Origin of the sequence: Paenibacillus sp. MZ03-122A, assembly GCF_024213325.1 — a bacterium.
Lineage (GTDB): Bacteria > Bacillota > Bacilli > Paenibacillales > Paenibacillaceae > Paenibacillus > Paenibacillus polymyxa_B.
Map to the genome: position 1 here is coordinate 332,731 of NZ_JANAVI010000006.1, position 14,784 is coordinate 347,514.

The 14,784-nt window shown below is 39.0% G+C and carries 11 protein-coding genes and 1 pseudogene; 3 read left to right on the forward strand and 9 right to left on the reverse strand.

Annotated elements, in window-relative coordinates:
- Nucleotides 1–196: 196 nt before the first annotated feature.
- Entirely contained in the window at nt 197–1,636 is a 1,440-nt protein-coding gene (locus NLX74_RS15830; protein WP_061829882.1) for a 6-phospho-beta-glucosidase, read from the reverse strand.
- A 1,356-nt stretch (nt 1,637–2,992) separates the two neighbouring features.
- On the reverse strand, nt 2,993–3,271 hold the full coding sequence (locus tag NLX74_RS25870) for a rhodanese-like domain-containing protein (protein WP_367997046.1): 279 nt from the start codon (nt 3,269–3,271) through the stop codon (nt 2,993–2,995).
- 1,155 nt (nt 3,272–4,426) lie between these two features.
- Here NLX74_RS25870 and NLX74_RS15835 point away from each other — a divergent pair.
- Nucleotides 4,427–5,095 carry an ArsR/SmtB family transcription factor gene (locus tag NLX74_RS15835; protein WP_254329268.1) on the forward strand — a complete coding sequence of 223 codons (669 nt, stop codon included), beginning with the start codon at nt 4,427–4,429 and terminating at the stop codon, nt 5,093–5,095.
- A 134-nt stretch (nt 5,096–5,229) separates the two neighbouring features.
- Here the strand turns inward: NLX74_RS15835 and NLX74_RS15840 are convergent, their stop codons facing one another.
- The 4 genes from NLX74_RS15840 to NLX74_RS15855 form a co-directional block, all read right to left on the reverse strand.
- On the reverse strand, nt 5,230–5,715 hold the full coding sequence (locus tag NLX74_RS15840; protein WP_235308394.1) for an OsmC family protein: 486 nt from the start codon (nt 5,713–5,715) through the stop codon (nt 5,230–5,232).
- 745 nt (nt 5,716–6,460) lie between these two features.
- Nucleotides 6,461–6,973, reverse strand: coding sequence for a GNAT family N-acetyltransferase (locus NLX74_RS15845; RefSeq protein ID WP_061829886.1), 513 nt, complete (start codon nt 6,971–6,973; stop codon nt 6,461–6,463).
- A gap of 154 nt (nt 6,974–7,127) precedes the next feature.
- Nucleotides 7,128–8,312 (reverse strand): MFS transporter, encoded by a 1,185-nt coding sequence (locus tag NLX74_RS15850; protein ID WP_058830615.1) that lies wholly within the window; start codon nt 8,310–8,312, stop codon nt 7,128–7,130.
- A gap of 186 nt (nt 8,313–8,498) precedes the next feature.
- Complete coding sequence (locus NLX74_RS15855; protein WP_061829888.1) at nt 8,499–9,263, reverse strand: MBL fold metallo-hydrolase; 765 nt, start codon at nt 9,261–9,263, stop codon at nt 8,499–8,501.
- A gap of 143 nt (nt 9,264–9,406) precedes the next feature.
- On the opposite strand from NLX74_RS15855, the gene NLX74_RS15860 reads away from it, so the two are divergent.
- Nucleotides 9,407–9,820: an Lrp/AsnC family transcriptional regulator gene (locus NLX74_RS15860; RefSeq protein ID WP_081112447.1), complete on the forward strand. Its 414-nt coding sequence runs from the start codon at nt 9,407–9,409 to the stop codon at nt 9,818–9,820.
- A 205-nt stretch (nt 9,821–10,025) separates the two neighbouring features.
- Nucleotides 10,026–10,334 (forward strand): DUF4158 domain-containing protein, encoded by a 309-nt coding sequence (locus NLX74_RS15865; RefSeq protein WP_254329269.1) that lies wholly within the window; start codon nt 10,026–10,028, stop codon nt 10,332–10,334.
- 1,601 nt (nt 10,335–11,935) lie between these two features.
- Here the strand turns inward: NLX74_RS15865 and trxA are convergent.
- The 3 genes and pseudogenes from trxA to NLX74_RS15880 form a co-directional block, all read right to left on the reverse strand.
- Nucleotides 11,936–12,253, reverse strand: coding sequence for a thioredoxin (gene trxA, locus NLX74_RS15870; RefSeq protein ID WP_061829892.1), 318 nt, complete (start codon nt 12,251–12,253; stop codon nt 11,936–11,938).
- Nucleotides 12,254–13,141: 888 nt separating this feature from the next.
- The gene (locus tag NLX74_RS15875; RefSeq protein ID WP_254329270.1) at nt 13,142–13,930 is read right to left on the reverse strand and encodes a TrmH family RNA methyltransferase; all 789 of its coding nucleotides are present in this window, start codon (nt 13,928–13,930) and stop codon (nt 13,142–13,144) included.
- A 77-nt stretch (nt 13,931–14,007) separates the two neighbouring features.
- A pseudogene (locus NLX74_RS15880) lies at nt 14,008–14,673 on the reverse strand (potassium channel family protein); the annotation flags it as partial.
- Nucleotides 14,674–14,784: the final 111 nt, after the last annotated feature.

Genomic DNA, 14,784 nt, shown 5'->3' on the forward strand with positions numbered 1-14,784 from the left:
GCCAAATAAACAAGACTGTAACATCTGCTTATTCGTGGCTTAGGTTTTGCCTGCTACGCAGTAACAATCCTAAAAATGATGGAATTGCGTCAAGTATAGCCCGAAGAGGAACGATTGTCAACGCTTTCAATGAAGAAACGGAGATCGGAAATCCCCGTGGGCCCGGGACGTCCGATCCTATTTACTTGTGGTACGATTATTCGCCCAGATTTTCGCCGTCGGAATGAATTACATTTTTGTACCAGTGGAAGCTTTTCTTTTTAATACGTTTCAACGAACCGTTGCCTTCGTTGTCACGGTCCACATAAATATAACCATAGCGCTTTTTCATCTCTCCTGAGGAAGCGCTGACAATGTCAATAGGTCCCCAACTTGTGTAACCGATAATTTCGACTCCGTCTTGAAGAGCCTCACCCATTTCGGCAATATGCCGCTTGAGATAGTCGATCCGGTAATCGTCGTTAACTTCTCCTTCAGGCGAAACCACATCATTGGCACCAAAACCGTTTTCCACTACGAACAGTGGTTTTTGGTAACGGTCATGCAATTGGTTGGCTGTGATGCGGAAACCTTTGGGATCGATCGTCCAGCCCCATTCGGACTTGTCCAGATATGGATTGGCTACGGAGCCAAATACATTACCACTGGTCATGTTCTTGACGATTTCCGGGTCTGTGCTGGTCGTCCGGCTCGAATAATAGCTGAATCCGATATAGTCAACAGTATGATCTTTCAGAATGGCTGCGTCGCCTGATTCCATCTCAATGTTTAATCCATGATCCTTGAAGAAGCGCTTCGCATAACCAGGATATTCGCCGCGTGACTGTACATCAATAAAGAAGTAGGACTCGCGGTCTTTTTCCATGCCCTGATATACATCTTCGGGATTACATGTATACGGATAGAAGCTACCGGCAGCAAGCATACAGCCAATCTGGGCATCCGGGATAATCTCGTGACACGCTTTAACAGCCAGCGCACTTGCGACAAGCTGATGATGTGCAGCCTGGTACTGAATTTGTTTAACGTTTTCACCTTCTTGAAAAACAAGCCCGGCACCGAGAAACGGCAAATGGAGCAGCATGTTAATCTCGTTGAATGTCATCCAGTATTTCACTTTATCCTTATAGCGGGTGAATACTGTTTTGGCATAGGTTTCAAACAGGCCTACCAGCTTCCGGCTCCGCCAGCTTCCATATTTCTCGACCAGATCTACCGGCACGTCAAAATGAGCGAGGGTAACGACTGGCTGAATGCCATGTTTATGCAACTCGTCGAACAAATCATCGTAGAATTGCAAACCTGCTTCATTAGGAGTAGCGTCTTCTCCCGTTGGAAAAATACGAGCCCAGGCAATGGAAACACGCAGCGCCTTGAAGCCCATTTCTGCAAATAGCGCAATATCCTCGCGATAGTGATGATAGAAATCAATGGCTTCGTGGGAAGGATAGAATTCGCTTTCAAGTGGAGTCAGCGAGGGAACATTTCCTTTCATTATGCTTCTTCTCTTCTCTCCGGTAGGCAGCAGATCCACCAGACTCAATCCTTTACCGTCTTCCAAATAAGCACCCTCGGCCTGATTGGCAGCAAGAGCACCGCCCCATAAAAAGTCTTTAGGAAAAATATAACTGGACATAAACATTCTCCTTCCAAATGTGTGATAAAAGGGGTAGCGAAGGGTGATAGACAATAAAAAAACCCAAACCAGCCTGTATACACTTACAGTGTAAACAAGCCAATTCAGGTTATGCCCTATCGGTAACATCCCATGAAAAGGTTATACGTATTTGAATGAAACTCTAACAAAGATTTGGGAACCTGTCAAATTCATTTGATATAATAACACGCAGTTAACCAACTAACAACATTACTTCAATCGCCTATTGGGTAATGAAAAAAACTATGAAAGAGACCTCAGATAAACGACTTTACGAAAGATACCTGGCTGTTCGCCTTCGTCTGGAAGGGCACATGTTTTCGGAGATCAGCGATCTACTCAGTCGCTAATTTAAAATATTTTGTTGCAAGAAATTTAGAAAATCCCTTTGCATAGAGCCAAGAGGTATAATTTTTTTGATTATCTTGAACCTCCAGTGCTGTCCTTTACTGTTAAATGACCATATTGCAGAAGACAGATATACGGAATGATATTTTTGTTCTTGTAAATCAGCTACTTCAAATTCAACTTTTTGTACTACTTTAGTGGAAAATAGATTCAGGAAAAGGATAATAATTTTATCATTATTTAGGAGTAATATAGCTCGACTTGTCCAAGCCGAAAGGCTTTGAGGAGTTGAATAGCAGATAAGCATGTTAGGTTCTCTATGCGATTCAGTTAGCTTATTAATAGTTTTTTTGTTAATGAATATCATAATCAAATACCTTTCTATTTGGATGTTCAAATAAAATAGCATTTTAAAGAATATCTTTCAAAATTCCAATTGTTTATGATAAGAGCAAATATATTATATACTCCCATAAGTAAACTATTTATATTATATAATACCACAAGTAAACTATTACAAGAAAGGCTACATACCCTATTAAGATGGTTACTATATAAACCGCAATTTAAGATCATAACCTAAACCAGTAGACGACCAATTTTCCCCAGTAGTTGTTTATGGGATGCAAGAGCAGGTATTAAATTTTTTTATATGCTTTTAGCCTCAGCTACGAATTCGTGAGTAATGAAACCGACTAGAAAGGTTAACAACGTATAAAATCTCGAGTATCGTTTGACCTTTCCCTTTGCCTACGATTTGCAGAACGTATGGGATCGGCATGTTGGTTAAATTGATCGCCGAAGTCCGCAAACTGACAGGCACCTGGCATTTTCGCCACCTCACATAATGGACGCCTCATTGCCGTCCGTAAGTCGGATCGGCATGGAACGTGCGTGCCCCGGTCAGCCGCCTTGACAATCCTCACCCTATATAAGTTTCTCCAACTACCAGTTTCGTTCTTTCGTTAACTTGACTCCCATCACCCTTTATTTACAATAACCTTCTTTATGGTGATAATTCCAGCTCACCCTACTAGTCATTGAAAGATAATACCCTTTAACGGCATACGGTGACGAAACCCACCACACGCCAAAATTCGAGCAGTTTTTCCTTTGAACCAAGCTGCTGGAAAATATGATCACTTTATCATTCGGTGCAAGATTCTTGCTCCATACTAACGGGAGTCTGCCAAAGGAAATATTTAATGAACTCGGAATATGTCCAGTCGAATATTTACTGACATCCCTGACATCTAGAATCTTCACATTTGCAAGCGGTGATGAGATAGGTCCCAATCTTCAAAACTCACATTAGTAAGGGATCGTAGAGGCCACGATTGTATTATTAACCATAAACTAAACAGTCCAATTGAAATGACGAATCACTGTCATCATACTATACTTCCTCCATCCTAAGCTCAGCAGATATTAAGATATATGCGCAAGCTCATTTATTGGAATTATTCGAGATCCTATTATTTCGAGACGTACTACATTCAATTTAGATGACCATAATAACTCCATTCGCCATGCTCAGGACGGGAAAAAATCTATTGACTTGTTTAACCATCGATAGAGAGAAAGTAACAAGCAGCGAAATGAGCAAGAATGGAATTCCAAGACCCAACGAATATACCGCTAACTGCCCTATCCCTTGGTACAATGATTCGGACGACCCTGCCAAAACAAGTATCGAGGAAAGTGCGAGCCCCACACATGGCGTTCCAGCCCGCCCCAATTGCCAATCCAAGGATAAATGAACCAAGCCAGCCACCGTATTTTTTTCCGTTTCCCAACTGCTTAGAACTCATTAAAAACTTGAGTTTGAGTATCCCCATCATTTGTAGGCCCAACACCACAATCAATAGTCCGCCAACCTTCTCAATCAGATCCCTGCGTAAGGAGACAAAATTACCTATAGCGGAGCCAGTAGCCCCATGATCACAAAGATAACACTAAATCACAAGGATGAAGCCCAATGAACGTACGACCAGAATTTTACGATTCACGACAAAGCGACCCCTGCAATCATCGTATCGGATATATGTGAAACATACGCGGACCGGAGAGGGAATACGTAAGGCGACAAAAACGAAAACGAGAGTACGCCTGCTGCAAATACTACTAATAACGTTATCTCCTCCAACTTCTCTCCTCCTCATTAAATCAGAGTATCGCTCGCAAACAGTATTGCAATTTTATCTTATTATTTTTATCAGAATAATGGACTAAACTTGACTTCGTCTCTACACATGTTAAAATTCTATTCATCAATTGATATAGTACTTATTATGAAGAGATTGTGGGTTTCATAGTTTTTTTCAGTGTATGGAGAAGCATTTTTGATTTGCCATATTGGTCAAAACATATAGTGTAGGATCCTTAACATATATCACCAAGTTGAAGTGAGGTTATAAATGAATGGAAGAGATGCTAAAGTGTGCAAAGCTTTTCAAGGAAGATCTATATAAGCAACTGGCTAGAATAGGTAAATGTCTATCAAGTGATAAACGTCTTGAAATCTTGAATGTACTATCACAAAGTCCCAGAACAGTGGAGAAATTAGCCGCATGTACAGAAATGAATATAGCTAATGTTTCTCGTCATCTACAGGTCTTACTGGACGCTAAGCTTGTTAAGTTCACAAAGAAAGGAACTTACGCCATATACTCACTAGCAGATCCTGAGATCACTGACTTTCTCTCTTCACTATGGAAGATTAGTGAGAAGCAAATTCCTGATATCAAGAGAATGAAAGATGACTTTTTAAACAATTTGAATGACATCCATACCCTATCCATGGATGAAGTAAAGAAAAAACTAGATGAAAACTCCATTATCTTAGTTGACTTACGCCCCAAAGAAGAGTTTGAAACAGGACATATTCAAGGAGCAATTTCAATGCCGATGGAAGATCTAGACGTATTAATGGGAGAGTTACCGGAGGAAGCTGAAGTGGTCGCTTATTGTAGAGGGCCATTATGCGTTTATTCGGCACTTGCTACGCAAAAATTGCAAGTTAAGGGATTCAAAGCGTATCGTATGGAAGACGGAGTGAATGAGTGGCAGGAACATTTTCATATACATTAACCAATCTAAGCCTCATCTAAAAAAGACTTCGAAGCCCACATATTTGTGACTTTGAAGTCTTTTTGTGAATAATGCAAACCTGGACATTATACGACTTGATTAGAGCGAATAATACTCATTGACATTCAGCTTTACTATTCCAATCCGTGTGCTGCAATATAGCTACTTGTAAGATCCTCTCCAGAATCGATAGTTACTTTTCCTTGAGTTCCTACGGGAATGCCGACCTTTATCAGTAATTGACCAATATGGCAATTTTCTTCTGCTTTTTGCATCAAAGCTTCTGTCATGCTTATGTCTTCATTGGTCGCTCCTGGATTCAGAACAACATGCGGGCGATGGATAATACTTAATAGATCACCATGAGTTATATTACCTTCTGTATCCATAAAGAATCCTGTCACAGGAAGTTTATTTTTATCTAACATATATGCTAAGGTCATCGTGTAACAAGCTACTGCAGAAGAGATAAGAAGTTGTTGTGGGTCAGCCCCTTTACCACTTCCCCCTTTGGGGACTGGAATTGCAATTTGAGTTTGTAGATTGTCACTTTTAATGCGTCCATCACCCTTTGCATCTTTGTACCAAACCGTATTCATGTTAATTGTTTTTTCTGCCATATTAACATCCCCTTTTAGGTATTGTAAGTCCAAAACTTCGTTAAGGTTAAGATTTATTACTCTATGAGATTTGACAAATTTCTCACTAAGGGACTGCTCTTTTATAAGTTGTATAAAACCTTACAGCCGCCTCACGTTCTGGTGCATTAATTTTCAATGTAATTTGAAGTTATGCCTTTGCCATAGAAATCAAACCTCCAATTAAATTATGTATCGCTCGATTAATACGTCAATTATTCAATCGATCAATTGAATTTTATTATATAATTTTACTAACGTCAAGTATACAACTAACGTACAAAGTGAAAAATTATAACTATTCATGTATTTGTAATTTAACTCCCACCAATATTTACTACTTTCACACCTTATTTCATATTGAAGCCCTCATTGATATAACACTGTAATTTATGTATTGCTTCACATATCAAACGGGGTAGTACCAGCGTCTCAAACGTATGGAATAATCCTACATTTATCTTGTTGGGTTGTTTACGTTAATGGGCAAAGACAGAGCTAGGCTGCCGACATTGATCGGCAGCCTAGTCTTAGTTAGAGATTGAACTATCGTTTCCCGTTAGTTTAATGATCTGACTTTTTTCTTCATCATGACCTCAAGAAAATATAGTAAAGTGTGCATATTAGCTTTTACCCCAATATGCACACGCCAACGCCATCAACATATTTACAGTTAGATACCGTTCTTTTGATAATTTTCTTGCTACCCGTCCGTGTTATTCTCAGTCTATCTTAGCTTTTTAAAATAATCGAATAACGCATGAATTTCTTTATAGGATACATCCCCATTTATTGACATCGTTTCGAAAGTTACGCCTTCATAATTTGAAAACAAGTAATCCTGAGACTCAAAACCTAAGAGTTGATAAAAACTTTTCCTTTTAATTCTTTGATTATTATTAAGAAATTTAGGGTTAACTTCTTCAATATTCAGGCAAATCCGATAGTTAGAGTATTTATTTATTATCTCATTAACAACTGCTTTCCCGTACCCTTTATTTTGATATGCTTTACTAATTGCCAAATACAATATGTAAAGCATATCGTTTTTTACGATTAGATAATTCATTCCTACCAGCGTGTAATCATCATATATTCCATAAAACAAATGGTCGGTATCATTGCTTATCTCTACCAATTTATTATATGGGATCATCTCTTCTTTAGGAAACGAATCATCATAGATTTTTTTTATCTCATCAATATTCTCGTTATTAACTCTTTTTAATACTACAGTCATAAATTTCTCCTCGCTCTATTTTTTAAGAAGATTTCGTACTTATGCCAATCGCTTTTATATGAAAAAAATTATATATATATATATATATATATATATATATCTATCTCTTACAGGTCACAGTTCAAATTCTCAGGATCCTCTCTTTAAGTGCTCTTTAGTTTACCACTTGATTTTGAATTTTACCTTCTTTCTTTCCATACAACATGTAATATAGAAAAAGTGTAGCTAATACAATTAATCCGAGTATTACATACAAACCACTATATCCTGTAGCTGGAATTATCAAACCGATAATCGATGGGCCAAATCCGTTCCCTAGATCATAGAATATAAAGAACGTCGCAGTTGCTAAGCCAACTCGGTGAGGTTCGGCTAAATTGATGGCTATGGCTTGAGTTATGGAAGAAATATTACCAAATCCCAGAGCAACTAATGCTCCTACCAATAACAATGTAAAGCTACTGTTAACTGAGCTTAAAAGAAGCATCCCTACTCCATATATAATAAGAGCCGGATATATGATAATGTTAGCACCTTTTTTGTCCATTATTCGTCCTGTAAAAGGTCGTGATATTAAGACAAAAACAGTATATACCATAAAGAAGAAACTTGCTGTGTCTATTAACCCTAACTCCAAAGCATAAATATTTAAATATGAAACTATGCCGGAAAAACAAAAAGTCATGAAAAAAATAATAATTGCTATCGGCATTACTTTTGGCTCAACAAAGTCAGAGATTTTTATTCCCTTTTTATTGTTCTTCTCAGTCTTGTACGTTGCGGGAAACTTCAGAAAAAATGCGATTACTAAGCTAAAAATTCCAAGCAATAGACTTAAAGAAAAAATCATTTCAAAGTTTGAGTTTTGACTCAAAACTAAACCAATAAATGGACCGATTCCTGTGGCCAAGGCCGTACTAATTGCAAAATAACTTATCCCTTCACCTTTTCGTGGTGCAGGAAGGCTAAATACAACAACCGTACTCACAATTGTAGATATAATACCCACTGTGATACCGTTTAAAAGCCGATTTAATATGAGAAAGTTAACATTAAGATGAACGAAATAAAGTAATGTTGTTAAAATTAATAAAAACAAGCTGGTCATCAAGATTTTTTTGGAATGTATAAGACGTCCTGTAAACAAACGCCCTAATAATGAACCGATAATAAAAATACCTGCGACGATACCAGCTTGGCCGGTTGATGCATCAAATTCATTAATTGCATAAAGAGTGATTGTCGCGTTTAATAAAAAGAAAATTAATGTCATAATGAAATTGACAGACGAAAGAATAATAAAGTTTTTCGTCCACAATTTAGGATTCGTTTGGTTCACAGCATATTCTCCTGTCTGTAGATTTTGGTAAATACTTGATATGCAAGTGAGCTAATATTCTGCATTAAAGGAATAAATAACTTGTTATAAAAATTCATAATAAAATGAGACCCATATGAAGGTCTCATATTATTTGAACAACACAATCTCCAATGCGACTCATATTCCAACCTTTCGCAGTGCACATTAAAAAGTGTACGATTCGCCGTCTTCGGGAACTAATAAATTAGAGGTGAATCCCTTTTCTTCTCCAAAGCTTTTTAGTTCTTTTCTAGATAATGTCCAATGATTAACTGCTTCCATATGGACTGAGATAATTTTGGCGTTAGGAGCCGCCTTATGCACCTCGTAAACATCTTCTTTGCCCATTATAAGTGAGCCCAAATCATGCCAACTATTATTTCCAGCGTTCAACACGATAATCTCAGGAGTGTGGGAAATGATTTCTTTTTCGACACCTTCATACCATACTGTATCTCCGGCTAGGTATAACGTCTTCTCGTTGGCATGTTTGAAGACAACACCACATACCTGACCCATCATTTTTAATAAATCTTTCCCTCTGCCGTGCTCGCCTTTTGTTTTAATTAACTGAATACCTTCAAAAAGCGTATCTTCAGCAAGTACTTCTACTTGTTGAAAACCGTCACTTTCAACTTGTTTAGCATCTTCTTCGTTTTGTACAAAAACTTTAGTGCCTTTTGGAAGCACTGCTTTTGCTATATCATCGTAGTGATCTAGATGCAAATGAGTCAGAATAACAGCATCGACATCCTTAATGATGTCGTTAACGGACATTGGCAAATCAATTATAGGATTTCTCAAATCCTCTCTGATCCCCGCCGGGAATGGACCATACAGACCTTTGTACGCAAGTAATGGATCGACTAGGAACTTTTTACCTGCATAGTGAACAATGATTGTTGCATTTCGAACTTGTTGAATGTGCATATTTATATATAATTCTCCTTCTGTTTTTTTTAATTTTGTTTGTTGACAATGATAAGTTTATACTAGATGTAACCTTCAAATACACAGATTAAATAAAGTGTATTGGTCTTTTTACTTTATTTTTTAAAGGAGATGCGTTTGATTTGGATCAAACAGATAAACGAATTATTGAAGAGCTGAGTCAAAATAGTCGAATTACCATGAAAGAATTAGGGGAAAGAGTGCACCTAACTGGACCTGCAGCAGCAGCCCGAGTAGAAAAACTTGAGGATACTGGAGTTATAGAGGGATACAGCATTAAAGTTAATCACGCAAAATTAGGATGTTTTACGTATGCATTTCTAAATATCTATATTAAAGATACACACCATCAACCATTTCTTTCATTCATTCATTCTAAAGAGGATCACATCCTAAATAATTACAAAATAAGCGGTGATGGATGCTATCTGCTTGAATGTAGGTTTCCAAGTAATGAAGCGTTAAACCAATTTTTATTAGAGCTAAACAATTACGCTAACTACAAATTATCCATTGTAATCGAGAAAACCTTGTAAACAAGAACGTACAAAGAAGCTTTTATTTCTGAGAAACGAACCCATCAGAAAACCCTTAAAAAGAGTATATTAAGAAGGTTTTTAAACTAACCTGCCCGTTAGTCTAGTCCCCATGAATAAATAAAAGTTCCGAATTATTTATACTTATTTCAAGTGCTCAGTTCCGTTACTCACAGTAATAGGAACTTTATTCGGAAGGGATTACATGAAGCGAAATTGGGAATTGGACGAGCTGATTGAGCATTTTACCTTTCTCCCGAACGAAATGCAGCAAATGGGGAATAAGAGCAGTGAGACGAGGATCGGTTTCGCGTTCATGTTTAAGTTCTTCCAATACGAGCACGATTTCAGTTCCATAAATTTGAAGAACCTCATTTCATACATCGCCAAGCAAATCGAAGTGCCGGCAGAACTGTATGCACATGCCTTTTTTATTATTCATAATAAGCTTAACCAGACGAAAAACGCACTAAATTCACCAGAGTTTACTTTGGTGGAACGAAAATCAACATAAAAGAACATATAACGCATGTTTTGTTGTTAGAAAAACCACCTTTTACTTGGTAAAGGTGGTTTTTCTAACAACAGAATTGGCCATTACTTGAAATACACCTTCAATAAAACGCCTAAGAAAGGACATAATACTGAAGGTGTGCCTTTTGTTTTTAATCGAAGATTTAAACTACATCTGACAATAACTGTAATTGTTTTTTCAATTGTTCAAATTGAACAAAACGACCTTCGCGTAGATATTCTCTCCCATCAAGAAAAACCAAGATCGTCGGCAAGAAAAAATTAAAAACCTTCCTGTGATCTCCTCCACTTGACTAGCATCAACATGAGCAAGTGCCAATTTAGGGTATAGATTAAGCATTGTTTTGAGCTTAGGGTAAATGGCATGGCATACATTACAATCATCTTGAGATACGTATAACATACTCAAAGGATTACTTCCGATGAAGGATTCTATTTCTTGTATTGAGGTTAAGTCCACTAAACGCACGCTCAAATTTCTCCTCTCTTAAAATGCCCATTTCATATTCATTGTTTAAATCCTTTTTCCAGACAAAAAATATTTACAAAAGTAGAAGTTTTTTTCTCATTATTGTGTGTATCGTTCTAGAAATCTGGCTACGATTTGATCAGCTGATTGAGAATCGCCCCTTCCAAAATGTCCTCCCTGTTGATCAGCCGTCTCAGTGCCCGTAAAAAATATGCCCTCCAATTGTTCCAACACAAGTTACATGAGTTTATCTTCTCCCAAAGTCTGCCGCTCCTTTACTGGTAAACCAAAAATCCAAAAAGGGCACCTGTCCCTGTACCTGGTGAAGCATCGTGAATTTCTTGTAGAGATCCCACCCAACTTGATGTAAAACTGGAGAGTACAACTTCACGTCAAAATGGTCGTCGTAAATGGAAATAACTTTAGCTTGACCGGCCATCCATGTTGGTTTACCAACTAAATATGACTGCAGATCATAAGGAAGCTTTGGCTCAAATTTAATATTCTTTCAGCTAGCCGTGGTTGAATAGCAATAGTAACTACAGTTGTCTAAAATTGTTTTCCATTGGCTTCTAAGCAGATTGTACCGTCTTCTTCTTGATGAATCAAAGTTACACGTGTGTTAAGCTGGATTGCTCCTTATGGCAAAGTAGCACTTATCGCCTCAATCATAGACTGTACTCCACTAACAAATCTTAGTGAGGGCTCCATTGCCTCATGTGGTAAAAGATGTTGTTGTGGTGTTTCATGTTGGGAACGTTCTAAGAGCATTCGTCCTTTGTTATTTGTTAAATTGATTAAATGTCTCCAAACCCAGTTCTTTTGTGAGTTGAGTATTAATTTTCTCATAGTGTGGCAGAACCATGTAGGTCCAAGATCGAATTTTCCGAGTTCCAACGATTATCACCGGAGCATTTTTTTCAACTTGGTTTCTCATTGTTTCTCTCCTTCATCCATGTTTCATCAGGGAGTCACATATGTTAAAAGATTATCTTCTCTATATGATGATATTGAGTCACTCTCAAACTGCATCCGCTACGTTGAAGGGAGCGCTCTCAGAACAAAAAAAGAATCGACAACATTATTTCATTATAATGTTGTCGATTTTCACATCAATTAACCAATTTAAGAATTTTGTCTTTAAGGACATTTTTTTGATTTACACCAACCATAGTATCAACGAGCTTACCATCTTTAAAAAGCAACAAAGTTGGAATACTTCGAATACCAAATTGTGAAGCTAATTCGGTTTCCTCGTCGACATTAACTTTTGCCAACGTTGCCTGTCCTTTTAGCTCATCAGCTAATTCTTCCACAATAGGAAGCTGAATTTTACAAGGTCCACACCATGGAGCCCAAAAGTCTACCAAGGTCACGCCAGACTGGATTTGATTTGAAAACGTATTTTTTGTCAATGCAGTTGCTCCCACTGGAGATCCCCCACTAAATATAATTTATCATTAACAATTATTCAATTGATTAGTTGAATTATAAATCTATACTCTCCTTCTGTCAAGAGTGAATCACATTTCTCTGAAGGTTCTCTCCTGGTGAAGCACCTCTGTTAGTTTCAAGCACACGGTTATATATCCCTTCATTGTGACTTGTGATTTGATCTGAACTAAAATTTAAATGAGCTTTGTTTACATAAGCGTTTCTCATTTCTAGGTATTTCTGTTCGTTACTTAACAGACTAATTGTTTCTCTGGCCATCTCATTTTTATTACCTACAGCAGCCAGGTAGCTAGTTTTCCCGTTGATAATAAGCTCAGATATATCATCCAACGTACGAACCTATCGTTTTCGCAAAATAAAGGACCTCAAAGCCAATACAGGCTTAAGGTCCATAACGTTTAAATCGACAAAGTTGGGAATGAGTTATCATTTAGTCATACTCAATACGGCACGGAATCGTGTCTTAGCTGACATCATTTTCTCATATGATTCACTAGCTTGTTCCAAACGGGAAAACTTCGATCATAGGTCCTACATCGGTCAGTACACTAAATCGAACCGCCGCTTCAACATACATCGATTGTCCTGTAAACGATCCCCAAACAGTATGGGGTCCCTTCAAAAAGTCCATGGCAGACAGTTCATTGGAGAGTGTTTATCTTACAACAACTTATAGAAATTCCACTACTTTTTTTACTATAAAAACAACAAATCTTAGATCAGTAAACAACAAGTACTTGGTTTGTTATTAGAAAACTTCCCCGTCTTTACTGGCTTTACGGGCACTTATATTGTCTCACTTTGATGTTATAAGTTGTCTCAATTGATGTTATAAACCACACACATGCACCCGTGTTCTTCTCTTAGTTTCGTTGTCTCATCGCCTCAAATAATAGCACTGTAGAAGCCATCGCTGCGTTTAGTGATTCCGCTTGCCCCTGCATCGGAATGAATACCGACTCATCCACCATGCGCGCGGTAGCAGCAGAAATCCCTTGGCCTTCGTTTCCGATTACAAGCCAAGTGGAAGCGCGCAAATCTATGGTATAGCATGACAAGCTCGCATCCAGCGAGGTGCTGAGCAAGCGGGCACCTTTACTTTTGGCCTGCGGTAAAAGCTCCTCCAGGCTGCCTTCAATCACCGGCAGGTGAAACAACGATCCCATCGTGGAGCGGATCGTTTTGGGATTGTACAGGTCGGCGCAGCCATGACCCAATATTACGCCTGCGGCTCCAGCAGCGTCCGCGCTGCGGATGATGGTGCCTACATTGCCGGGGTCCTGCACCCCGTCCAGCACCATCACCAGTGCATCCGGCTGCTCCAGCAATGCCGGGAAAGCACTGCGCTCCTCCTTACGCACGATGGCAAAGACCGACTGCGGCGTCTTCGTATCGGTGCATTTTGCAATGACCGCCGCTGACACGGGAACCCATTCCACCGGCTGGTCGGCTTGATCTAGGCCATTCAGCTCAGCGGGAATGCCCTTGTCCAAATCATAGGCGACGATTTCGACAGCCGCGTCCGAACGCAGCGCTTCCTGCACCAGATGAATACCTTCGACAATATATTTATGCTGCCGTGTGCGATGCTTTTTCTCCAGCAGTTGCGCCCACTCTTTTACACGTGCATTATTCGGTGAAATGATTTCCATTCGTTTAACCTTCCGTTTCTTTGTCCGCTTCTTAAAAATAAATGATGCATCACTTGTACTTGAACATCAAGCCTTCATTAGGCTGCAAAAGCCAGCTCCAGCTTGGTCAGATCATCCTTGTGGCCTACAATGACCAGCACATCACCCGACTCCAGACGATCTTCGGCATAAGGTGAAATGTTCATTTCCTGATTTCTGCGAATCGCCATCACATTGCAGCCGAAGCGTGCGCGTATGTCGAGCTCCTTCAGGTTTTTGCCAATCATGGAATCGGCAGCTCTCATCTCCAAAATACTGTAGTCCTTGGACAGCTCGATATAATCCAAAATGTTGGGAGATGTCAAATGATGGGCTACCCGCAACCCCATATCCCGTTCAGGGTAAACGACTTTATCCGCACCTATTTTTTGCAGCACTTTCCCATGCAGTTCATTTTGTGCCTTGACCACAAGAGCTGGTACGCCCATGTCCTTGAGAATCAATGTCGTCAGAATACTGGCCTGTATATCTTCACCAATCGCAACTACGATTACGTCAAAATTACGGATACCCAGCGCTCGCAGCGCTTCCTCATCCGTCGAGTCGGCAGACACCGCATGCGTCACAATATTCGACATTTCCTGTGTACGCTGCTCGTCCGAGTCAATAGCCAGCACATCAAAACCCATCTCACTCAGCGCACTGGCAACACTGGAACCAAAACGGCCCATACCAATGACCGCATACTGTTTTTTTGCCATTCCTTCTTTACCTCCCGATCACCATACTGTCCGTCATAGTATAGCATATCATGCTACAAACATAAATTTTGACATACTTATGCCAAATGCTTCTCCATGTATACTGGACAACAG